Origin of the sequence: Salinisphaera sp. T31B1, assembly GCF_040361275.1 — a bacterium.
Taxonomy (GTDB): Bacteria; Pseudomonadota; Gammaproteobacteria; order Nevskiales; family Salinisphaeraceae; genus Salinisphaera.
On sequence record NZ_APNH01000002.1, the window covers coordinates 723,184 to 745,380 of the forward strand.

The window sequence follows — 22,197 nt, forward strand, 5'->3', positions numbered from 1 at the left end:
TCGAGGGGTTGCGTGCGTTATCTGCTCGGGCTGATCGTCGGCTTGGCCACGCTGTGGCTACTGCTGTCAGGACATTACTCGCCGATGGTGTTGAGCTTGGGCGCAGGCTCGTGCCTGTTCACGGCGTTCGTCTGCCACCGCATGGGCCTGATCGACGCGGAAACCGTGCCGCTGCATCTGATCGCACGCCTGCCCGGCTACCTTTTCTGGTTGGCGGTCGAGATCGCCAAATCGAACTGGGATGTCGCCAAACGGGTTATTCTGCCCGGCCGGCATATCTCGCCGACCATGGTCACACTCCGCGCGCGCCAGCGCAGCGAACTCGGCCAGACCATCTTCGCCAATTCGATCACCCTCACCCCCGGCACGGTCACCGTCGGTCTTCGCCGCGGTGTGGTCGAAGTTCACGCTCTGACCGAAGACAACGCGCGTAACATGGAAGGTGGCGAAATGGATCAGCGAGTCCGCGCACTGGAAGGCCGGTCGGCTTCGACCCGCGCCGGGCGCTAGCGCCATGTTCTTCGCTGCGATCATCGGCGTGGCCGTGACCATGCTGCTACTGCTGGCACGCGCACTGCTCGGCCCCTCCGCCTACGATCGTATTCTCGCGATCAATCTGTTCGGAACCAAGACGGTGTTGTTCGTGTCCGTGCTCGGTTTTCTCAACGGACGTCCTGAATTTCTCGATCTGGGCCTGATCTATGCCCTGATCAATTTCATCGGCACCATCGCCGTGCTCAAATTCATGCAGTACGGCGATCTCGGCTGGGACGAAGCCAGCAAGGACGAACCCGATGTGTGACTACTCGCGCGATCACCGGGGTTCGGTATGCCGCTGATCATCGACACGGCCAGCTGGGTGCTGCTGCTTAGCGGCGCGGTTTTCAGCGTCATCGGCGGCATCGGCATACTCCGCATGCCCGATTTCTATACCCGCATGCACGCGGCCTCGATCACCGATACCGCGGGCATGACGCTCATGCTGGGCGGGCTGATGCTGCAGGCCGGCTTCACGTTGGTTACCGCAAAGCTGGTGTTCATCCTGGTCTTTCTGATGATCACGAGTCCGACGGCCACGCACGCGCTCGCGCGCGCGGCATTGCATGACGGCGTCGCACCCGAACTCGATCACGACAAGCGCGACCCGGACCTGACATGACCACGGATATCGTGCTCAACGTACTGCTGCTGGCGATGCTCGCGATTACCGGGCTGGCGATCGCGCGGCTGCGCAATCTGTTTCCCGTGGCCATGCTGACCGGCCTGTACAGCCTGCTCTCGGCAAGCCTGTTCACGCTGCTGGACGCCGTCGATGTCGCCCTCACCGAGGCCGCTGTCGGCGCGGGCGTGACCACCGTGCTGTTCATCGCCACATTCGGCCTGACCCGTGCACGCGAAAAGACCGTACCGACCTCGCGCACGATCATCGGCCTGGTGGTGACGACACTGACCGGTGCGGCGCTGTTCTATGCCAGCCTCGACATGCCGCACTTCGGCGCCGCCGATACACCGGTGCAGACGCACCCGCTGCGCGAGCGTTATCTGGAGACCGTCAAGACCGAAATCGACGTACCCAACACCGTCACCGCGGTGCTGGGCAGCTACCGCGGCTACGATACGCTTGGCGAAGTGACCGTGATCCTCACCGCCGGCATCGGCGTGCTGATGCTGCTGGGCGTCAGCCGGCGCCGCAACGACGACCGACGGGACAAGTCCTGATGCGCGAACACACCATCCTGCGCGTCATCACCAAGATCATCATCGCGCCGATCCTGATCTTCGCGCTTTATGTACAGTTCCACGGCGACTACAGCCCCGGCGGCGGCTTCCAGGCGGGCGTGGTATTCGCGGCAGCGATCATCCTGTATGCCTTGATCTTCGGCCTGGCTGACGCTCGGCGCGCGATCCCGCCCGGCCTGCTGCGTGTGACCGGTGCCCTCGGCGTGCTGATATACGCCGGCACCGGCGTAATCGCCATGCTCAAGGGCGGCAATTTCCTCGACTACGACTATCTGGCGCACGACGCCATTCACGGGCAGCACTATGGCCTGCTACTGGTGGAGTTCGGCGTCGGCGTGACCGTCGCTTCGGTGATTACCTCGATCTTCTATGTCTTCGCCGGGCGCGGACGTCGGGGAGACGGGGCATGAGTCTGGCGGCGCTGTCGGAGAGCTTTTTCGGCCTGTTCAACTACTGGGTCGTCATCGTGTTGATGATGATCGGGTTCTATACCGTCATCTCGCACGACAATCTGGTCAAGAAGTTGATCGGTCTGAACCTGTTTCAGACATCGGTGTTCATCTTCTATATCAGCATGGGCAAGATCACGGGCTCGACAGCGCCGATTCTCACCGATGGGGATCCGCTGTATGCGCATCCCCTGCCCCATGTGCTGATCCTCACGGCGATCGTGGTCGGCGTGTCGACCACCGCGCTGGGCCTGGCGCTGGTGGTGCGCATCCACGAAGCCTACGGCAGCATCGAGGAGGACGACGTACTCGCCGCCGATCTCGAGACCCAGGACGAAGAGGCCGAAACCGAAGAGCAGCGCAGCGAGCAGGCCGAGGCCCGTCAGCAGGCCGAACAGCGTGACGACTACGACGACGGCCGTGAACAGGACGAGGATCACGACATCGACGACCCAGAACGCACCGCATCCCGCACCGCGGACGACGACGGGAGCCGCCACCGGTGATCACCGAGTTTTTCGCCCAGATGCCGGCACTGGTGATCGTACTGCCGTTGCTGGCCGCGCCGGTGTGCGTATTGCTGCACAGGCCGCTGCTCGCCTGGCTGGTCTATCTGCTCACCGCATGGGCCTGCCTGGCGTTGGCGTTCCTGCTCTATGTGCAGGTCAAGATCGGCGGGCCGATCAGCTACGCGATGGGGGGCTGGCCGCCGCCGTTCGGCATCGAACTGCGTCTGGATGCCTTCAACACGGTCGTCCTGCTGCTTGTAACCGGGATTGCCGCGGTCAGCGCGGTGTATGCCCGTGCCAGTGTGGCCGCCGAGATATCCCGGGAGCGGGCGTATCTGTTTTATGCGGCGCTGCTGCTGTGCTTCTGCGGGCTCATGGGCATCACGGTCACCGGCGATGCCTTCAATCTGTTCGTCTTTCTCGAAATCTCGTCGCTATCGTCCTACGGGCTCATCGCGATGGGGGCCAAACGTCGCGCGCTGGTCTCAGCGTTCCAGTATCTGATCATGGGCACCATCGGCGGCACCTTCCTGCTCATCGGGATCGGCTTTCTGTACATGATGACAGGCAGCCTGAACATGGCCGATATCGCCCAGCGGCTGCCCGCGGTGGCCGATACGCGTACCGTGGAGGCGGGCCTGGCGTTCATCGTGGTCGGCGCGAGCCTGAAGCTCGCGCTGTTCCCCCTGCATGTCTGGCTACCCAACGCCTATACCTATGCGCCGTCGAGCGTCAGCGTGTTCATCGCGGCTACCGCAACCAAGGTGGCGGTCTATGCGCTGATGCGGTTTGTGTTCACCGTCTTCGGCGTCGCCTATGCGTTCGGCCAGGTCCCACTGGGCCAGATTCTGCTGCTGCTGTCCGTGGTGGCCATGTTGTCCGGCTCGATGGCGGCGATCTTCCAGACCAATCTCAAGCGCCTGCTGGCCTGGTCGAGCATCGCCCAGATCGGCTATATCGTTATGGGTTTCGCCCTGGCCACGTCGGCGGGGGTGACCGCATCGATCGTGCATATCGTCAACCACGGCATCATCAAGGGCGCATTGTTCATGGCCGCCGGCGCTTTGTTCTGGCGCATGCGCACGATCTCGATCAACGATATCGCCGGCCTGGGCCGCTGCATGCCGGCGACCAGCGCTGCGTTCGTTGCCGCCGGCCTGAGCCTGATCGGCGTGCCCATGACCGCCGGATTCATCAGCAAATGGTTGCTGCTGCAGGCCGTGCTCGATCAAGGCCATTACTGGCTGGCCGCCGCTATTCTGGTCAGCTCGCTCATGGCGCTGATCTATATCGGCCGAGTGATCGAATCTCTCTATTTCCGTGAGGCGCCCGAACGTGAGCCGCCCCCACGCGAAGCACCGCTATCGATGATCGCAACGACCTGGTTGCTGGTGGGCGTGAATATCGTGATCGGCCTGCATTCGACACCGCTGGTCGATGCCGCTCGACGCGGCGCGGACGCCTTGCTGGGAGGTGGCGGATGAGTCCCGTATGGCTTGCCGTGCTGGTGGCATTTCCTGCCGTGATGAGCCTGGCGGTCGCGGCACTGGGGCGCTGGCCCAACGCGCGCGAGAGCGTGAGCGTGGCGACCGCCATCGCACTGTTCGTGGGCGTGGCGAGCTTCATCGGGCCGGTCACCGCCGGTATGCGCCCGAGCCTGACGTTGTTCGAAGTCCTGCCGGGACTGGGCCTGACCTTCACGCTGGAGCCGATCGGGCTGCTGTTCGCGCTGGTTGCCTCCGGGCTGTGGTCTTTGACCACCGTCTATGCGGCCGGCTACATGCGCGGCAACGACGAGCACGCACAGACCCGGTTTTTCGTGTGTTTTGCGCTGGCCATCGCGGCTGCGATCGGCATTGCCTTTGCCGGCAATCTGGTCACGTTGTTCATCTTCTACGAGATGCTCACGCTGTCGACCTATCCGTTGGTCACCCACCACGGCGATGTCGAATCCCGAAACAGCGGGCGGGTCTATCTAGGCATTCTGCTGACCACCTCCATCGGTTTCTTTCTGCCGGCGATCGCGGTCACCTACGTGCTGACCGGCAGCGTGAGCTTCACCGACGGCGGGCTGATGAGCGGCGCCGGCCTGGGCGTGGTCGGCGCGGCCGCACTCTATGCGCTGTTTCTCTACGGGACCGGCAAGGCGGCGCTGATGCCCTTCCATCGGTGGCTGCCGGCGGCCATGGTCGCCCCTACGCCGGTCTCGGCGCTGCTGCACGCAGTGGCGGTGGTCAAGGCGGGCGTGTTCATCGTTCTCAAGCTGACGGTCTACATCTTCGGTGTCGATTTCCTGGCTGAGACCGGCGCCTCGCGACCGATGATGTGGGTGGCCGCGATCACCGTGCTGGGCGCGTCGCTGATCGCCATGACGCGCGACAATCTCAAGGCGCGTCTGGCTTACTCCACCGTCAGCCAGTTGTCGTATATCGTGCTCGGCGCGACCATGGCCTCGAGCCTGGGGATCTTGGGCGGGTCGATGCATATCGCCATGCACGCCTTCGCCAAGATCACCCTGTTCTTCTGTGCCGGTGCCATCTATACCGCGACGCATCGCAAGAACGTGAGCGATCTGGACGGTCTCGGCTATGCCATGCCGATCACGTTCTCGGCGTTCTTCATCGCTTCGCTGTCGTTGATCGGTATTCCGCCGATGGGCGGCATCTGGAGCAAGTGGTATCTCATGGAAGGCGCGGCCGACGCGGGCCATACGATCCTGATCTGTGTACTGGCGATCAGCTCGCTGCTCAACATCGTGTATCTGCTTGAAATACCCACCCGCGCTTTTTTCCATAATCCGCGTCCGGATACGCCGCGCAGCTGGGCCGAAGCGCCCTGGGCGTGCGTCATTCCCCTATCGATCACGGCTGCCGGCTGTATCGTGTGGTTCATCTATCCATTGCCGTTTCTGGAACTGCTCGCCCCCTGGGCGCCGCGCTAGCGAGGTCGCAGGTCATGCTCATCGAACGCAATCCGCGCCAGTACCGTCGTCCCAGCCCGCGGCGTCTGTTCTGGGCGCGCATGCTTTATGTCGGGTGTGCGATCACCTTGGTGCCCAGCCTGTTCATGCATCCGCACGCCGAATTCTCGTTTGCCGAACTGCCGGCCTTTCATGCCCTGTTGGCTTTCGTGACCGGCTGTCTGCTGGTACTGATCTGCCAGGTCATGCGACGCCTGCTGATCCGACCCGAGGATTATTACAGCGAGCACGAAGACAAATGACCGACTGCCACCGACATTCCGGCCCGATACGCATCGTCCCGGCCGCCCGGTCGGAGCGCTGACATGCCGGCCTGGTTGAACAACCCCGCGGTGCTGCTGATGCTCGCCGGCTGCGTGCTGCCGGTGCTGCCCTACCGTGCGCGTATGGTCGTATTGCTGGGCGCGCCGGTGGCCGGGCTGGTCTGGCTCTGGAACATCCCGATGGATACCCAGACCCATATGGCACTGCTGGACTACAGCCTCGTGCCCCTGCGCATGGATGGACTGGCCTTCACCTTCGGCGTGATCTTCCATATCGCAGCCTTCATTTCCGGGCTGTATATGGTGCATACACGCAGCCGCCTCGAGCCGGCTGCAGCCCTGTTGTATGCCGGGTCGGCCATCGGCGCGGTGCTGGCCGGCGATCTAATCACCCTGTTCCTGTTCTGGGAGGTCACGGCCATCGCCTCGGCGCTGTTGCTGGTAATCCGCGGCCTGCGTGATGCGATGATCGTCGCGCGCCGTTATCTGCTGGTGCAGGTTGGCTCAGGTCTGTTGCTCATGGCCGGCGCGGCGATTCATATCGAGGCGACCGGCGATGTTGCGTTCAACCATATCGGCCTGGATTCGCCCGGCGGCTGGCTGATCTTCTTCGCGTTCGGGGTCAAGGCCGCGTTTCCGCTGCTGCATAACTGGCTGCAGGATGCCTATCCGGCCGCCAGTGCCACGGGCACGGTGGTGCTGTCGGCGTTCACGACCAAGATGGCGATCTATGCGCTGGCTCGCGGGTATGCGGGCACCGAGCTGCTGATTCCGATCGGCGCCACCATGACGCTGTTCCCCATCCTCTATGCGATGCTGGAAAACGACCTGCGGCGCGTGTTGTCGTACAGCCTGAACGTGCAGCTCGGCTTCATGGTGGTGGGCGTGGGCATCGGCACCCAGCTGGCCATCAACGGCGCGGCAGCGCACGCGGTCACCCATATCCTCTACAAGGCCCTGCTGTTCATGGCCATCGGTGCGGTGCTGCGTCAGACCGGCCACGTGCGCGCGACGGAACTGGGCGGACTGGCACGTCAGATGCCGTGGACGACCGCATTCTGCGTAATTGGCGCGGCGTCGATCAGCGCGTTCCCGTTCATGGCCGGCTTCGTGAGCAAGTCGCTGATCCTGTCTGCCGTAGCCCACGAACACTGGCCCTGGACCTGGATCGTACTGACCGCCGCATCGGCGGGCGCCCTGCTGTATGTGGGTATCAAGATTCCCTACTTCGCGTTCTTCGCACCGAACGACCAGATCCGCTGCAAAGAACCCCCGCGCAACATGCAGATCGCAATGGGGCTGACCGCCGCGGCCTGCCTGCTTCTGGGCTTCTTTCCGACGCTGCTGTACTCGATATTGCCTTATCCGGTGGACTACCAGCCGTATACCTTCAGCCATATCGTCACCCAGATGCAGCTGCTGGCATTCTCTGCCCTGGCGTTCTGGCTGGCCTGGCGCGCTGGACTTTATCCACGCCCCAAGCGCGCCGTGCACCTGGATTCGGACTGGACATATCGCTGGGTACTACCCCGCGTCGGCCGGGTGGCCGAGCGCCTGTATCGTGCGGTGATCGGCAAGCTGGGCGGAGGTTTCGGCCAGCTGACCGCGCTCGGCATGGCCCGCTTGCGCCTGCGCTACGACGGCACTGGCGTCATGTCGCGCACCTGGGGCACCGGCTGGATGGTGCTCTGGGTCGCGATCCTGCTGGTGGTGTACCTATTGGCCTATTACTGAGTCGCGAGGCTGGTCGCCGCTACCGCTGGCTTCGAGCGTCTGCCACAGACAACGGTCACCACTGGCCTTGGCGAGCAGGTCGAGATAGCGCATGTGGGCTGCCTGCTCTTCGTCGCTGGCACGAACGACCCGAGGGCGCCGATCGGCACTCGACAGGTGATCGGCCAGACCGGCCGTGGCCAGCGCGTTGCCCTGATCCTCGTCGTCGGCGGCAAGTCCGATATCGATCTGGCCACCGGTCATCGACAGATACACGTCGGCGAGCAGCTGGGCGTCGAGCAACGCACCGTGCAACTCGCGGTTCGAGTTGTCGATATCGAAACGACGGCACAGCGCGTCGAGGCTGTTTCGCTGGCCCGGGTATAGCTGCCGCGCCTCTACAAGCGTGTCGATGACCGGCTGAACGCTTTCCAGCGTCGGGCGATCCGGCTGGATGCGGCGAAACTCGTGATTGAGAAACGCCAGATCGAACGGTGCGTTATGGATGATCAGTTCGGCATCGGCCAGATAGGCCGCCAGGGTATCGGCGATCTCGGCGAATCGCGGCTTGTCGTCGAGAAACTCCAGGGTAATGCCATGCACCTCGATCGCGCCTTGATCGATCTCCCGGTCCGGATGGATGTACAGATGCAGATCGTTGCCGGTCAACCGCCGATTGGCCAGCTCCACGCACCCGACCTCGATGATCCGGTGGCCCTGTTCGGGCTCAAGCCCGGTGGTTTCGGTATCGAGCACGATCTGGCGCATGGTCGCTCCTTGTATTGGCTGCTATCAACGTCTCTGCGACCGCACCCGGCCGTCGTTCGTTGGTTCATGATGGGCGCGGCCCCGCCACCGGCGCCCTCAAAGCGCCTCGGAGGGGCTGTACGTTATCGCTTCAGCGCATTTCGTCGATGCCGCGGTTCGCCAGGGCATCGGCGGCTTCGTTGCCGGGATCGCCACTGTGTCCCTTGACCCAGCGCCAGTCGATTTCATGACGCTGGCACGCATCATCCAATGCGCGCCAGAGTTCCGCGTTCTTCACCGGTTTTTTGGCGGCGGTCTTCCAACCGTTCTTCTTCCAGTTATGAAGCCACTGGGTGATGCCCTGACGGACATAATTGGAATCGGTATGCAGTTCCACCACGCACGCGCGCCGCAAGGCATTGAGCGCCTCGATGGCCGCGGTCAACTCCATACGATTGTTGGTGGTCCCGTTCTCACCGCCACAGAGTTCGCGCGTCTTGCCGTTGTATTGCAGCAGTGCGCCCCAGCCGCCCGGACCTGGGTTGCCGCGGCACGCGCCGTCGGTATGGATCACCACGCGGGCTTTGTCGTCATCTTTCATCGGCGGCATGTTACGCCACGGTGGCTGCTGCGTGCCAAGGCCGCGGCCGGCAGACGACGGCGTTTGCGCAATGAGCCGGCGACCGGCGTTCTGGGCGAGACCTGCCGGCGCGCGGTCATCAGATAGGCTTGCGAACACCAGGCGATCGACTGCATCCAGCGATGTTCGCGCCCAACACGAAAGCCTCGGCCGAACACCGGAAACCCCAGACCGTAGCGCCAAAGCTGTTCCGGACAGAATTCCAGCAGGCGCATCCAATCGCTCAGACGGCCAGCACTGGGGGGCGCCGAACACGGCTGAAAACGCGTTGACCGGCGCGAGGGTAGGCCCTGCCGAAGCGCCCACAGCGACAGCGGATTGAATACCAGCGCCACAAGCTGGCCGCGCTCGCTGAGCACGCGCGCGCAATCGCGCAGCAACGCATGCGGGTCGGCGACCTGCTCCAGCCCGTGGGTGATGACCACCGCATCGACGCTGCCGCTGGCCAGCGGCAACCGGCGCCCGTCGAAGACGATATCCGCGTCCGGGTCCGCGCCCAGACCCACTCGCCACTGGCACAGAGTGCCCGCACGATCCAGCGCTGCGCGGTCGATTCCCCAGCTACCGACCTGAATACAACGGTAGCCGGTCAGCGACGGGAGCAGCGAACACAGCAGCTGTCGTTCATATTGAACGAACAGCCGTCCACGCGGGCTGGCCAGCCATTCGCTCGAATCCGTGTATGTGGCAGACAACAGTCGAAACAATTGATTTTGTCTCAGGTGGTTGGCAACATCTCGCAATGCTCGACATCAAAGCGCTTCCGGCTCTCTCCGACAATTATATCTGGGTGATCGAAAACGGCGACCACGGTGAGGTGGCCGTGGTCGATCCGGGCGAAGCCGAGCCCGTCCAGCAATATCTTGCCGAGAGCGGCCGTCGTATCGGTGCCTATCTGATCACGCATCACCACGGCGACCATGTCGGGGGCCTGCCCACCCTGCTCGCCGAGCACCCAGCGCCGGTGTACGGACCGCGCACGGAAGCCGACAGAATCGGCCATATCGATCACCCTGTAGCCGGCGGCGAGCGTTTCCGACTCGACTTTCTAGACGCCGATTTCGACGTAATCGATGTGCCCGGGCACACGTCAGGACATATCGCCCTGGTGACCCCCGGCGCGCTACTCGCCGGCGATGCACTGTTCCGCGGCGGCTGTGGCCGTGTGTTCGAAGGCTCCCATGCCCAGATGCAGGATTCGCTCGCGAAGCTGCGTAACCTGCCAGCGTCCACACGCGTCTACGGTGGTCACGAGTACACGCAGAAGAATCTCGCATTCGCCGCCGCCGTCGAACCCGACAACGCCGATATCAAATCGGTGATCAAAGAGGTCGACGCGCTGCGTGCCGACGGCCGACCCTCGCTGCCGGGCACGCTCGACGAAGAACGACGCATCAACCCCTTCCTGCGCTGGGACATCCCCGCGGTAGCCGCAGCGGCTGAAGCACACGCGGGTCACAGCCTCGACGGCCCGGCCGCAATCTTCGGCGCCCTGCGTGATTGGAAAGATGCGTCCTGACGGCGTGCGCAGCCGCGCTGCGCTCGTCGTTACATTCGGCCTGATCCTCTCCGGCTGTGCCAGTCGCCAGCCCGTGCCTGAGGCCGGTCCGATCGAAACCCACGGACCGGCCACGCCCACGACCGAGGCCACGCCGGCGCTGACCCGCGGCGCCGATGACGATGCCGACGAGGCGGTGGTGACCAATTACACGCCGCACCAATGGCCCGATCCGGAACGCGATCTCTGGTCGGAAGTGCGAACCGGCTTCCAGCTGCCGCCCAACACGCAACGACGCGCGGTGCGTGAATGGACCCAGTTCTACGCCACTCACCAGAACCATCTGAACGCGTCGCTGGCACGGGCACGCCCGTTTCTGTGGCATGTCGTCCAGGAAGTCGAAAACCGCGACATGCCCACCGAGATCGCATTACTGCCGATCGTGGAAAGCGGGTACAACGCCTCGGCACGGTCTTATGTCGGAGCCAGCGGTCTGTGGCAATTCATGCCGGGCACGGCCGACCACATGGGCCTGCCGCGCGACTGGTGGTACGACGGCCGCAACGATGTCATCGCCTCGACGCATGCGGCGCTGGATTATCTGACTCGCCTGCGGGCCCGCTACGACGGCGACTGGCTGCTTGCCCTGGCCGCTTATAACGCTGGACCCGGTCGTGTCGATGCGGCGCTCGAACGAGCGCGGGCCGAAGGCCTGGACGACAGCTACTGGAACCTCGAGCTGCCGCTGGAGACCACCGAGTACGTACCCAAGTTGCTTGCGGTACGCCGCATCATGATGACCCCGGCCCGGTTCGGGCTGGACTGGCCGACGCTCGAGAATGAGCCTCGAACACGCACGGTCAAGCTGCCGGCGCAGACGGAACTGGCGGTTGCCGCGCGCATGCTGGACATGCCCGAAGACGATCTGCGTCGGCTCAATCCGGGCATGCGACGATGGGCCAGCGCGCCCGACGGACAGATGTCGCTGCTCGTGCCGGTCTCTCGTGCGGCGGCGTTTCGTCGGCAACTGGCCGCGGCGGACCCGAGCCGGCTCGTATCCCGCAGCACGCATACCGTTCGCCGTGGCGACGTGCTGAGCCGGATCGCGCGGCGCTACGGCGTCAGTGTGGCGTCACTGCGCCAAGCCAACCACATAGCGGGCGATCGTATCCGTGTCGGCCAGACCCTTCAGATTCCCCGATCGGGAACGCCCGGGGAAGCCCCGCCGTCGGCCGAGCCGACCCAGACCTATGTGGTTCAGTCCGGCGATACCCTCTGGGACATCGCCAACCGGTACAATATCGATGTCGCTGCGTTGCGTGCACGCAACCAGCGATCGGCGGCGAGCCTTCGGCCCGGCCAGACGCTGATCATCCCCGGCTCCGCCACACCGCCGGAGCCAAGCAGCTATGTCGTTCGACGCGGCGATTCGTTATGGTCCATCGCCCACGACAACGACGTGGCGATCGCCGATCTTCGGCGATGGAATCGGCTCGACAGCGACGGTGCCCTGCAGCCTGGCCGATCGCTTGCCATCGACGGACCGGCCCCGCTGCCCGATTTCTATGAAGTAGAATCCGGCGACTCGCTCTGGTCGATCGCGCATCGATTCTCCATGCAGGTCGCTACTCTCCGCAGCTTGAACGATATGTCGGCAGGCAGCACTATTCGTCCAGGACAACGCCTGCGCCTGCAGCCGGCCGTATCCAGCTAGACCGCGCGCGCTTTCGCGCGGCTTTACCACCAGATATCTCAGGAGCACACATGGGTTTTCTCGAGGGCAAGAAAGCGCTCATCACCGGCCTTGCCAGCGAGCGGTCGATCGCTTACGGCATCGCCCAGGCCATGCGCGCACAGGGTGCCGAAATCGCCCTGACTTATCAGGGTGACAAACTGAAGGATCGCGTGGAGAAGATGGCGACCACGCTCGATGCCACGATCATCCTGCCTTTGGACGTCGCCGAAGATGAGCAGATCGACCAACTGTTCGAGCAGCTCGGTCAGCAATGGGCGCAGCTCGACATCCTGGTTCACGCTATCGGGTTCGCGCCGCGCGAAGCACTGGCCGGAGGCTACCTCGATAGCCTGTCACGGAATGCGGCCAGCGTATCCCACGATATCAGCGCCTACAGTTTCGCCGCGCTCGCCAAGGCCTCGCGCGGTCTTCTGGCCGACAATGCGTCGCTGATCACGCTCAGCTACCTGGGCGCAGAAAAGGTCATGCCCGGTTACAACATCATGGGCCCGGCCAAGGCGAGTCTGGAATCGAGCATGCGCTTCATTGCCGCGGACCTCGGGCCACGCGGCATTCGGGTCAATGCGATCTCCGCAGGTCCGATCAAGACGCTGGCGGCCGCCGGTATCCGCGGTTTTCGCGACATGCTGTCTCACGCCAAAAGTGGCGCCCCGCTACGCCGCAACGTGACCCAGGAGGAAGTCGGCAACGCGGCGGCGTTCCTGGGCTCGGATCTGGCATCCGGTATTACCGGCGAAGTCCTGTATGTCGATGCCGGCTACCACATCATGGGCGCCACGCCGGCCGACGAGGCCTGATCGCCGGAATACCGGCCCCCGTCGCGGGGGCACCCCAGAAAAAGCGGGCCGTTGGCCCGCTTTTTCGTGCGCGCTTGTCGAGCGCCTAGACGCCCCGACTCAGTTCACGCGGGACTCGTTGATCTCCACATCGGCCTGCGAACGAAGATATTCGCTTAACGCGGCATACTCCTGCTCGGCAATATAGTTGCGCTGCTGTTCGGCAAACCGCGAGCGCGGGGCCTGATCGCTGCCCTTTTCGTCGATACGCACAGCGTCGACGGCGACAAGCGCTACCGTGCCCTGACTGGTCGCGGTAATGTCGTAGACCGGGTGATCCTTGCCCGGTTTGTTGAGCGAGAACGCCGCCTCGAGGATACGCGGATCGACATCGCTGCCGGCGGAGCGCTTAACAAAGCCCGGGCTCGACAGCTTGGGGGCACCGTCCGCTGCTGCCACGTCCTGCATGCTCGTACCACTTTTGAGCGTTTCGAGCGCGGCCTTGGCCGCCTCGCGTGCGCGGTCACTGGCCTTGCGGTCGACGAGTAGCTCGCGGACTTGGTCCCGTACCGCATCGAGCGGACGCGTGGCCGCCTTTTCCTGATCGCTCACCCGCAGCACGACCTGCCGGTCCGCACCCAGCTGGATCGGCGTGCTATTGAGCTTGTCCTTGAGAACCGCGTCCGAGAACGCCGCCTTGCGCACCGCATCGTACTGCCCGAGACCAGGGCCGCCATCTGCCATGATCCAGTCGCTGCCCTGGATCTGCAGGCCGAGTTCGTCGGAAAGCGTGTCCAGGTCATTGGGGGCCTCGTAGGCCAACGATTCAAGGCGGTCGGATTTTTCCTGATACGCCTGATTGCCGGCCTGCGCAGAGGCGATCGCATCCAGCTGTGCCTGCACCTCGGGATCGTCGAATGCCGGCGTCTGGGCCGGAGTGACCTTATCAACCCGAACCAAATACCAGGCGTCGTCGGCGCGTATGGGCGACGACACCTGCCCGGTATCGAGCTGGAACAGCGCCTGGCCGACGCTGGCCGGCAGGTCGGTGCGCGCAACCGCGTCGAGCGGCTGGAAGCGAGCCTCATCCACCGATGAGGCGAGGTTCTCGAAATCCGTGTCGCCGGTTGCCTTGGACGCCAGCTGCTGGACCGCCTCTCGTGCGGCCGAGCCGTTGCCCTCGATCGGAATCCGGATCTCGGCGCCGCTGCGCTTTTCCGGCTCGCCGAGCTGGTCCTTGTTCTGTTCGTAGAGCGCTCTGAGCGCCTGCTCGTCCGGCGCCTTGCCGGATCCAGCCGTATTGCGGTCGAGCACGACGTAGGACAGCTTCACACGGGCCGGGCGCTGGAACTGGTCCTTGTGCTCGTCGTAATAGGTCTGGATCTCACTGTCACTGACTTCAACGGCGTTGCGGTATTGGGCCGGGTCGAAGCTCAAATAACGAATCTCGCGCGACTGATTGGCCAGCCGATAGGCCTGATCCACTTCTGCAGGCGAGGCGAACGCGCTGCCCACGATCTCGGTGCGCAGCTGCCGGCTCTTCAGGTCGTCGCGCACGCTGGCTTCGTACTGTGCCGGCGCAATTCCGGCACTGGCCAGCAAACCACGATAGCGCTCGGCGGAGAATTGTCCGTTCTCCTGAAACTGCGGATCGTTACGCAGCGCGGCCAGTACCGCGCCGTCGGGCACGCGATAGCCCGTACGCTGCGCATACTGATTCATGACGGCGTTGTTGATCAGCCCCTCAAGCGTCGTCCGACGAAGCTGGGCCGGCGGCACGATACTCGGGTCGAAGTTGTCACCCATGAGCTGCCTCAAGCGCTGATAGCGCTGATCGTAGGCACGCTGCAATTGGTTACGCGTTATGTCGGTGCCGCCCACGCTGGCGACCACCGGATCGGCCGACGGGGTGAAGTAGGAACCGATGCCCCATACGCCGAACACCAACGCGATCACCGCGACGACGACATAAGCCAAGGGTCCGCTCGCGTTGTCGCGAATCTTCTGCAGCATCATCTATACGCTCCCGCGCTGATCGTTGTCCCGGGCCCCGGCTAGGCGAGGCCCCGTGCTAAAAAACGGTGCTCGATTACGACCATTGTGCCCGATGGCGGGCGCCGTGACAGCCCTGCCCAGCGAGTGCCGGCCCATCCGGGCGGCGTTGAATCAAGGCAAAAAAAAGGGCGCTCCGAAGAGCGCCCTTTGGAAAGCCTGGGGGCCGTAGAACGACCCTTGCAGACTTGGCGGAGCGGACGGGACTCGAACCCGCGACCTCCGGCGTGACAGGCCGGCATTCTAACCAGCTGAACTACCGCTCCTTAACTTGTGGTGGGTGCTGACGGATTCGAACCGCCGACATTCGCCTTGTAAGGGCGACGCTCTACCAACTGAGCTAAGCACCCTCTCTGCTGTGTCGGCGTTTCGCCGTTTACCCAGCGAAGGCGCGCTAGTTTACAGCGTCTTTCAACGCTTTACCAGCCTTAAATCCAGGAGTTTTTCCGGCGGGGATGGTAATCGACTGACCGGTCTTGGGATTACGGCCCTGACGAGCGGCACGCTCACGCACCGAGAACACACCGAAGCCTACCAGGGAGACCTTGTCGCCCTTCTTCAGAGCGTCGGTGACGGAATCGATCATGGCGTCCACGGCACGCGACGCATCCGCCTTGGACAGATCGGCATCAGCGGCAACCGCATCGACGAGTTCGGTTTTATTCATAGTCAAAATCCCCTGGGGATGAAACAAGTGTTCGTTCTTGTCCTGGCAGAACCGGGACGGTGGCACATCGCTCGCGGCACGAGCGCATGGCCGACCTTGCGCGTTCGCGACCCACCAATCAAGTGGCCGGTCGCGAATATAAGCGGCTTTTATACCAAGCGCCTCTTTCGAACGTCAACAAAGGGTTAACCGCCCTATTGGCTATTCGGCACCCGAGACGATCAATGCGCCCGGATTCCCGCCGGATCATTCTTGCCGGCGCCATCGGCCCCGGCCGCGTCTTCGGGTAGCGGCTGAGGCTTGCGGGTGAGCGCGATGTCCAGCACTTCATCGATCTTGCGCACCGGACGAATATCAAGACGATTCTTGATGTTCGCCGGTATCTCCGCGAGATCCTTGGTGTTTTCATGCGGTATGACGACGATCTTGATGCCGCCACGATGCGCTGCCAAGAGCTTCTCCTTGAGCCCACCTATGGGTAGGACATCGCCTCGCAGAGTGATCTCGCCGGTCATGGCCACGTCGGCTCGTACGGGAATCTGCGTGAGCGCCGACACCAGCGATGTGCACATGCCCACACCCGCACTGGGCCCGTCCTTGGGCGTAGCGCCTTCGGGTACGTGGACGTGCAGATCCCATTTCTGCATGAAGTCGCGCTCGATACCGAGGGTCGCCGCGCGCGAACGAATGACGGTCAGCGCAGCTTGAATAGACTCCTGCATGACGTCACCGAGCGAACCGGTGTTCAACGGCTTACCCTTGCCGGGGACCACGGCCGCCTCGATCGACAGCAATTCGCCGCCGACCTCGGTCCAGGCCAGTCCGGTCACCTGACCGACGCTGTCGTTCTCTTCGGCGCGTCCGTAACGGAATTTCGGCACGCCCAGATACTTGTCCAGATTGCGCTTGGAGACCTGTACCGTGTCGCGATCGGCTTCACTGATCAGCTCCTTGACCACCTTGCGGCAGATCTTGCTGATATCGCGCTCGAGGTTACGTACGCCCGCTTCGCGGGTGTAACGACGGATCACATCCGTTAGTGCGTTGTCGGAGATCGACAGTTCTGCGGTCTCCAGACCATTTTCCTTCATGGCCTTGGGCACCAGATAACGCTCGGCGATATTGACCTTTTCGTCTTCGGTATAGCCAGAAAGCCGGATCACTTCCATTCGATCGAGCAGCGGCGCCGGAATGTTGAGTGTGTTCGCGGTACAGACGAACATGACCTGAGACAGATCGTAGTCGACCTCCAGATAATGGTCGCCGAAACTGTTGTTCTGCTCCGGGTCCAGCACCTCGAGTAGCGCCGATGCCGGATCGCCGCGAAAGTCATTGGCCATCTTGTCGACTTCGTCGAGCAAGAACAGCGGATTACGCACACCCACCTTGGCCATGTTCTGGATGATCTTGCCCGGCAGCGAACCAATATAGGTCCGCCGATGACCACGGATCTCGGCTTCGTCTCGAACGCCGCCGAGGCTCATGCGGACGAACTCTCGGTTGGTTGCACGCGCGATCGAGCGGCCGAGCGAGGTCTTGCCGACGCCGGGCGGACCGACCAGACAGAGAATAGGGCCCTTGATCTTCTTCACGCGGCTCTGGACCGCGAGATTCTCGATGATGCGCTCTTTGACGCGTTCCAGGCCGTAGTGATCGCTGTCGAGCGTCTCCTGGGCGGTCTTGAGATCGATCTTGGTCTTGCTCCGCTTCTTCCACGGCACATCGACCAGCCAGTCGAGATAATTTCGAACCACGGTCGCCTCGGCCGACATCGGCGACATGCTCTTGAGCTTATTGAACTCGGTGGTCGCCTTCTTCTTGACCTCCTTGGGCATGCCGGCCTTCTCGATCTTCTTCTCGAGATCTTCCAGGTCGTTGGGCGCGTCCTCGATATCGCCCAGCTCCTTCTGGATGGCCTTCATCTGCTCGTTAAGATAGTACTCGCGCTGGCTCTTCTCCATCTGCTGCTTGACGCGCCCGCGAATCTTCTTCTCGATCTGCAGCACCTCGATCTCGGCGTCCGTCTTGGCGACCACGTGCTCGAGCCGATCCTGCGCGTTGGCGATCTCCAGAACATCCTGACGCTCGTCGAGCTTGAGATTCAGATGCGCCGCGATGGTGTCGGCCAGGCGCCCGGCCGCGTCCATGCTGGACAGCGACGGCAACAATTCGGCCGGAACCTTCTTGTTGAGCTTGACGTAGGATTCGAACGTCGAGATCGCCGAGCGCATCAGGGCATCGGTTTCGGCGTTATCCTCCTCGCCATCGTCGACCACGTCATAGCGCGCCACGAGGCTTCCATCGGCCTCGTGAAGATCCGACAAACGAGCGCGATCCGCACCCTCCACCAGTACCTTCACGGTTCCGTCGGGCAGCTTGAGCAGCTGCAATATGGAGGCCAGAGTGCCAACCTCGTAGATATCGTCGGCGCCGGGATCGTCGATATCGGCCGCCTTCTGAGCGACCAGAAGAATCTTCTTGTCCTCGGCCATCGCCGCTTCAAGAGCAGTGATGGATTTTTCGCGACCGACAAATAGCGGGATCGCCATGTGGGGAAAGACCACGACATCCCGCAGCGGCAACACTGGTACCAGAGCGCTGTCAGTCATTGAAACCCTCGCGTAAAAAGCGGCCGGCATTGCGCCGGCCACTGTGAATTTCACATGAATTTGCGGGCGTCGGCGCGCTTTTCAATCACGCCGGATACCCATGACGCGGCGCGGGCCTTGCCCACGCCCCGCCCTCATCCATTCATGCCCCGGCGCGCGTAGCGTCGGCGTTTTCGTAGACGATATACGGCTGGGCATCACCCTTGACCACCGCTTCGTCGACCACGACCTTGGAAACGTTTTCCATGGCCGGCAGCTCGTACATGACGTCGAGCAGGATGGATTCGAGTATCGTGCGCAGCCCGCGTGCGCCGGTCTTGCGCTCCATCGCCCGATGCGCGATCGCCTTGAGCGCGTCCTCACGGATCTCGAGTTCGCAGTCCTCCATTTCGAAGAGCTTGGCATACTGCTTGGTGAGCGCGTTCTTGGGCTCACGCAGGATCGAGATCAACGCCGTTTCGTCGAGCTCCTCGAGCGTGGCGACCACGGGTAGACGACCCACGAACTCGGGGATTAGGCCGTATTTGACCAGGTCTTCGGGTTCCACACTGGCCAGCAGTTCGCCCAGGGCACGCTGTTCGTTCGCGCCCTTGACCTCGGCCGAGAAGCCGATCCCCGAGCGGCCCGAACGGCTGGCGATGGTCTTGTCCAGACCTGCAAACGCCCCGCCGACGATGAACAGGATGCCGCCGGTATCGACCTGCAGGAATTCCTGCTGGGGGTGCTTGCGCCCACCCTGCGGCGGCACGCTTGCCGTCGTGCCCTCGATGAGCTTGAGCAGCGCCTGCTGTACGCCTTCACCGGAAACGTCCCGCGTAATCGAGGGATTTTCCGATTTGCGCGAGATCTTGTCGATCTCGTCGATATAGACAATGCCGCGCTGAGCCTTGTCGACATCGTAGTCGCACTTCTGCAGCAGCTTCTGAATGATGTTCTCGACGTCCTCGCCGACATAACCCGCCTCGGTGAGCGTGGTCGCATCAGCGATGGCGAAGGGCACGTCCAGAAGACGCGCCAGCGTCTCGGCGAGCAGCGTCTTGCCGCAACCGGTGGGGCCGATCATCAGAATGTTGGATTTCTGCAGCTCGACCTCGCCTTCGGCCGTCTCTGCATTAAGACGCTTGTAGTGGTTATAAACCGCTACCGCGAGGATCTTCTTGGCCGACTCCTGTCCGATGACATAGTCGTCCAGCACGCGTTTGATTTCCTGCGGGCTGGGCAGCCCTTTCTTGGCCGGCTTGCTCGCGAGTTCCTCTCGCATGATGTCGTTGCACAGATCGACGCATTCGTCGCAAATGAATACCGACGGACCGGCGATGAGCTTGCGCACTTCGTGTTCGCTCTTGCCACAGAACGAGCAGTACAGGGTGCGGCCGGACTTGTCGCCGCCGCCACCGTTGCCGTTGGAGTCTTCCGCCATTGTTTTGGGACCTCTTGAGTCGCGGTCTGCCGATATGTCCTGTATGGCATATCGGTCAAACCCTTGTCACGGGTTTTTCAAAAACCCGATGTCACGGGGGGCATATCGGGCGTCGATCCGGCATCTCACGGGCCGGCGTTGAACCGGGCTACCGTTCGATCTAGCCCTTCGAGTATAGAGTCAAACCGCCCATTACGGGACCGAGGCGAAAACGGGCGTACGTGATGCGCACACCCGCTCGGCCGCCGGCCCGATCAGTCTTTTTCGCCGCTCTTGCCGGCCAACGCTGCGCGCGATGCGAGTACGTCGTCGATGACGCCGTATTCGACAGCCGACGGCGCGCTCATGAAGAAATCGCGCTCCGTGTCGCGCTGAATCTTCTCGAGCGGCTGGCCGGTGTGGTGGGCCAGCACCTCGTTGAGACGTTCGCGCGCATGCAGAATCTCGCGAGCATGGATCTCGATATCGGTCGCCTGGCCCTGGAAGCCACCCAGCGGTTGATGGATCATCACGCGCGAGTTCGGCAGCGCATAGCGCTTGCCGGCAGCCCCGCCGGCAAGCAGCACGGCGCCCATGCTGGCGGCCTGCCCGAGGCACATGGTGGCCACATCGGGCTTGATGAACTGCATCGTGTCGTAAATCGACATGCCGGCAGTGATCACGCCGCCCGGCGAATTGATGTACAGCTGGATATCCTTGTCCGGATTGTCCGACTCCAGGAAGAGCAGCTGCGCGACAATCAGATTGGCCATATGGTCGTCGACCGGGCCCACCGCGAAGATGATCCGCTCCTTGAGCAGCCGCGAATAGATATCGAACGAGCGCTCGCCGCGGGCGGTCTGCTCGATGACCATCGGAATGAGACCCAGATTCTGGGCCGGCATGTTGTCGTTGCGTTCTGCCATAAGCTTTGAAAGTCCTTGTCCGCCACGGGGCGAGTGGCCGGGCGAGACGCCCGGCCTGCCGTATCAGCCCTGCTGGCGGTTAGCGTTTAGAAGCTCGTCGAGTTCGGTTTCCTTCTCGGTGACGGTCGCGTTCTCGAGCAGTGTATCGACCACCTGCTCTTCCATGACCATCGCCTGCAGCCCCTGCATCAGCTGCGGGTTCTGCTGATAGTACTGCTTGACCTGTTCGGCCTGATCGCCGTACCCGGAGGCGATTTCCTCCATCTTCGCATCGACCCGTTCGGAGTCGAGCTCGAGCTCCTTGTCGGCGATCACTTCGGCGATCAGCAGGCCCAGCGCGACGCGCCGTTCGGCCTGCTCGCGCAGTGCTTCGTCGGGCATGAGTTGTTTGAGCTGCTCTTCGTTGCCCTGCATGTGCTCGGGCATGCGCTGCATGGCCTCCTTGCGCATGCGATCGATCTCCTGAGCCACCATGCCCGACGGTACGTCGATCGGATTGGCCGCATGCAGCGATTCCATCACATCGGTCTTCACCTTGGTGTCGACCGCGTGCTTGGCCTCCTGCTCGAGCGATTCGCGCACGCGTGCCTTGAGGTCGTCGATCCCACCGTCCTCGATACCCATCTGCTGAAGAAAGGCCTGATCGATTTCTGCCGGCTTGGGCTCGCTCACGGTCTTCACCGTGACATCGAACGTTGCGGTCTTGCCTGCCAGATCCTTCGCACCGTAGTCGTCGGGGAAACTGACATCCACATCGAACTGCTCATCGGCCTTGCGGCCTACCAGCGCGCGCTCCAGGTCGGGCAGGAACTGCTGTTCGCCGAGATTGACCTCGATATCGTTGCCGGTGCCGCCTTCGAAGGCTTCGCCATCAATACGGCCGACGTAGTCGACCACGACCTGGTCGCCATCACGGCTTTCGCGATCGACCGCCTCGAAGGTCTTGTTCTGGTCACGGATACGCTCGATGGTCTTGTCGACGTCGGCATCGGTCACTTCAACGACCGGTTTTTCGACCTTGATGTCGTCAAGCCCGGTGAGCTCGATGTCCGGATAGACATCGAAGCTCGCGGTGAATTCGAGCGGCTCGCCATCCTTGAATTCGCCGAGTTCGATCTGCGGCTGACCGGCCGGATTGAGCTCGGCCTTCTCGATGGCTTCCGGGTACACGCTCTGAATCAATTCGCCGGCGGCTTCCTGACGCGCCTGCGCACCGTAACGTTGGTAGAGCACCTTCATCGGTGCCTTGCCCGGACGGAATCCCGGAATCTTGGCATGCTGGCCGACACGCTTGACCTTCGCGTCCACGGCCTGGCTCACCCGTTCAGCGGGAATCTGAACCTTGAGCTTGCGCGCCAGCCCGCCGGGATTTTCTACGGAAACGTCCATTAACTACCTCTATACGATCTTGAATAGGTTGCGTGTTGGCCTCGCGACGCACGTCGAGGCACGCGCCATGGCCGAAGGTTGACC

General features: G+C 62.9%; 23 protein-coding genes and 2 tRNA genes. 14 read left to right on the forward strand and 11 right to left on the reverse strand.

Going from position 1 to position 22,197, the window contains the following annotated elements; all coding sequences use genetic code 11:
• The first annotated feature begins 12 nt into the window (after nt 1-12).
• The 10 genes from T31B1_RS10160 to T31B1_RS10205 all read left to right on the forward strand — a co-directional run bounded on the left by T31B1_RS10160 (nt 13) and on the right by T31B1_RS10205 (nt 7,675).
• A complete protein-coding gene (locus T31B1_RS10160; RefSeq protein WP_353249366.1) occupies nt 13-510 on the forward strand; it encodes a Na+/H+ antiporter subunit E in 498 nt (165 codons plus the stop codon).
• A gap of 4 nt (nt 511-514) precedes the next feature.
• A complete protein-coding gene (locus T31B1_RS10165) occupies nt 515-802 on the forward strand; it encodes an MrpF/PhaF family protein (RefSeq protein ID WP_353249367.1) in 288 nt (95 codons plus the stop codon).
• Between the two features lie 27 nt (nt 803-829).
• Nucleotides 830-1,159, forward strand: coding sequence for a monovalent cation/H(+) antiporter subunit G (gene mnhG, locus T31B1_RS10170; protein ID WP_353249368.1), 330 nt, complete (start codon nt 830-832; stop codon nt 1,157-1,159).
• A complete protein-coding gene (locus tag T31B1_RS10175; protein ID WP_353249369.1) occupies nt 1,156-1,719 on the forward strand; it encodes a DUF4040 domain-containing protein in 564 nt (187 codons plus the stop codon). The genes mnhG and T31B1_RS10175 overlap by 4 nt, the downstream gene beginning before the upstream one ends.
• Complete coding sequence (locus T31B1_RS10180; RefSeq protein ID WP_353249370.1) at nt 1,719-2,150, forward strand: Na(+)/H(+) antiporter subunit B; 432 nt, start codon at nt 1,719-1,721, stop codon at nt 2,148-2,150. Before T31B1_RS10175 ends, T31B1_RS10180 begins: the two co-directional genes overlap by 1 nt.
• Entirely contained in the window at nt 2,147-2,695 is a 549-nt protein-coding gene (locus T31B1_RS20070; protein ID WP_502950954.1) for a cation:proton antiporter subunit C, read from the forward strand. Before T31B1_RS10180 ends, T31B1_RS20070 begins: the two co-directional genes overlap by 4 nt.
• Nucleotides 2,692-4,182: a monovalent cation/H+ antiporter subunit D family protein gene (locus T31B1_RS10190; protein WP_353249371.1), complete on the forward strand. Its 1,491-nt coding sequence runs from the start codon at nt 2,692-2,694 to the stop codon at nt 4,180-4,182. Before T31B1_RS20070 ends, T31B1_RS10190 begins: the two co-directional genes overlap by 4 nt.
• Nucleotides 4,179-5,639 (forward strand): monovalent cation/H+ antiporter subunit D family protein, encoded by a 1,461-nt coding sequence (locus T31B1_RS10195; protein ID WP_353249372.1) that lies wholly within the window; start codon nt 4,179-4,181, stop codon nt 5,637-5,639. The genes T31B1_RS10190 and T31B1_RS10195 overlap by 4 nt, the downstream gene beginning before the upstream one ends.
• Nucleotides 5,640-5,653: 14 nt before the next feature.
• A complete protein-coding gene (locus T31B1_RS10200; RefSeq protein WP_353249373.1) occupies nt 5,654-5,920 on the forward strand; it encodes a hypothetical protein in 267 nt (88 codons plus the stop codon).
• A gap of 63 nt (nt 5,921-5,983) precedes the next feature.
• Entirely contained in the window at nt 5,984-7,675 is a 1,692-nt protein-coding gene (locus T31B1_RS10205) for a Na(+)/H(+) antiporter subunit D (protein ID WP_353249374.1), read from the forward strand.
• On the opposite strand, the gene dnaQ is transcribed toward T31B1_RS10205, so the two are convergent.
• From dnaQ to T31B1_RS10220, 3 genes are all read right to left on the reverse strand, one after another.
• On the reverse strand, nt 7,658-8,422 hold the full coding sequence (gene dnaQ / locus T31B1_RS10210) for a DNA polymerase III subunit epsilon (protein WP_353249375.1): 765 nt from the start codon (nt 8,420-8,422) through the stop codon (nt 7,658-7,660). The two genes, T31B1_RS10205 and dnaQ, sit on opposite strands and share 18 nt — an antisense overlap.
• Nucleotides 8,423-8,552: 130 nt before the next feature.
• A complete protein-coding gene (gene rnhA, locus T31B1_RS10215; RefSeq protein WP_353249376.1) occupies nt 8,553-9,002 on the reverse strand; it encodes a ribonuclease HI in 450 nt (149 codons plus the stop codon).
• Entirely contained in the window at nt 8,999-9,547 is a 549-nt protein-coding gene (locus tag T31B1_RS10220) for a class I SAM-dependent methyltransferase (RefSeq protein WP_353249613.1), read from the reverse strand. Before T31B1_RS10220 ends, rnhA begins: the two co-directional genes overlap by 4 nt.
• A 148-nt stretch (nt 9,548-9,695) precedes the next feature.
• On the opposite strand from T31B1_RS10220, the gene T31B1_RS10225 reads away from it, so the two are divergent.
• Genes T31B1_RS10225 through T31B1_RS10240 form a run of 4 tightly spaced genes read left to right on the forward strand, consistent with a single transcriptional unit; the run spans nt 9,696 to nt 13,092 of the window.
• Nucleotides 9,696-9,752, forward strand: a complete 57-nt coding sequence (locus tag T31B1_RS10225; protein WP_353249614.1) for a hypothetical protein — start codon at nt 9,696-9,698, stop codon at nt 9,750-9,752.
• A gap of 31 nt (nt 9,753-9,783) precedes the next feature.
• Nucleotides 9,784-10,560 carry a hydroxyacylglutathione hydrolase gene (gloB, locus tag T31B1_RS10230; RefSeq protein WP_353249377.1) on the forward strand — a complete coding sequence of 259 codons (777 nt, stop codon included), beginning with the start codon at nt 9,784-9,786 and terminating at the stop codon, nt 10,558-10,560.
• Complete coding sequence (locus tag T31B1_RS10235) at nt 10,550-12,253, forward strand: LysM peptidoglycan-binding domain-containing protein (protein ID WP_353249378.1); 1,704 nt, start codon at nt 10,550-10,552, stop codon at nt 12,251-12,253. Before gloB ends, T31B1_RS10235 begins: the two co-directional genes overlap by 11 nt.
• A gap of 50 nt (nt 12,254-12,303) precedes the next feature.
• Nucleotides 12,304-13,092: an enoyl-ACP reductase FabI gene (locus T31B1_RS10240; protein ID WP_353249379.1), complete on the forward strand. Its 789-nt coding sequence runs from the start codon at nt 12,304-12,306 to the stop codon at nt 13,090-13,092.
• 99 nt (nt 13,093-13,191) lie between these two features.
• Here T31B1_RS10240 and T31B1_RS10245 read toward each other — a convergent pair whose 3' ends face one another.
• The 8 genes from T31B1_RS10245 to tig form a co-directional block, all read right to left on the reverse strand.
• Nucleotides 13,192-15,087, reverse strand: a complete 1,896-nt coding sequence (locus T31B1_RS10245; protein WP_353249380.1) for a SurA N-terminal domain-containing protein — start codon at nt 15,085-15,087, stop codon at nt 13,192-13,194.
• A gap of 225 nt (nt 15,088-15,312) precedes the next feature.
• Nucleotides 15,313-15,389, reverse strand: a tRNA-Asp gene (locus T31B1_RS10250).
• An 8-nt stretch (nt 15,390-15,397) separates the two neighbouring features.
• Nucleotides 15,398-15,473 (reverse strand) — tRNA-Val (locus T31B1_RS10255).
• A 44-nt stretch (nt 15,474-15,517) separates the two neighbouring features.
• Nucleotides 15,518-15,790, reverse strand: a complete 273-nt coding sequence (gene hbs / locus T31B1_RS10260; protein ID WP_353249381.1) for a non-specific DNA-binding protein Hbs — start codon at nt 15,788-15,790, stop codon at nt 15,518-15,520.
• Nucleotides 15,791-16,011: 221 nt separating this feature from the next.
• Nucleotides 16,012-18,399, reverse strand: a complete 2,388-nt coding sequence (gene lon, locus T31B1_RS10265; RefSeq protein ID WP_353249382.1) for an endopeptidase La — start codon at nt 18,397-18,399, stop codon at nt 16,012-16,014.
• Nucleotides 18,400-18,541: 142 nt separating this feature from the next.
• Nucleotides 18,542-19,819 carry an ATP-dependent Clp protease ATP-binding subunit ClpX gene (gene clpX, locus T31B1_RS10270; RefSeq protein WP_353249383.1) on the reverse strand — a complete coding sequence of 426 codons (1,278 nt, stop codon included), beginning with the start codon at nt 19,817-19,819 and terminating at the stop codon, nt 18,542-18,544.
• A gap of 254 nt (nt 19,820-20,073) precedes the next feature.
• Entirely contained in the window at nt 20,074-20,724 is a 651-nt protein-coding gene (clpP, locus tag T31B1_RS10275; RefSeq protein WP_353249384.1) for an ATP-dependent Clp endopeptidase proteolytic subunit ClpP, read from the reverse strand.
• Nucleotides 20,725-20,787: 63 nt separating this feature from the next.
• Nucleotides 20,788-22,113: a trigger factor gene (tig, locus tag T31B1_RS10280; RefSeq protein ID WP_353249385.1), complete on the reverse strand. Its 1,326-nt coding sequence runs from the start codon at nt 22,111-22,113 to the stop codon at nt 20,788-20,790.
• Nucleotides 22,114-22,197: the final 84 nt, after the last annotated feature.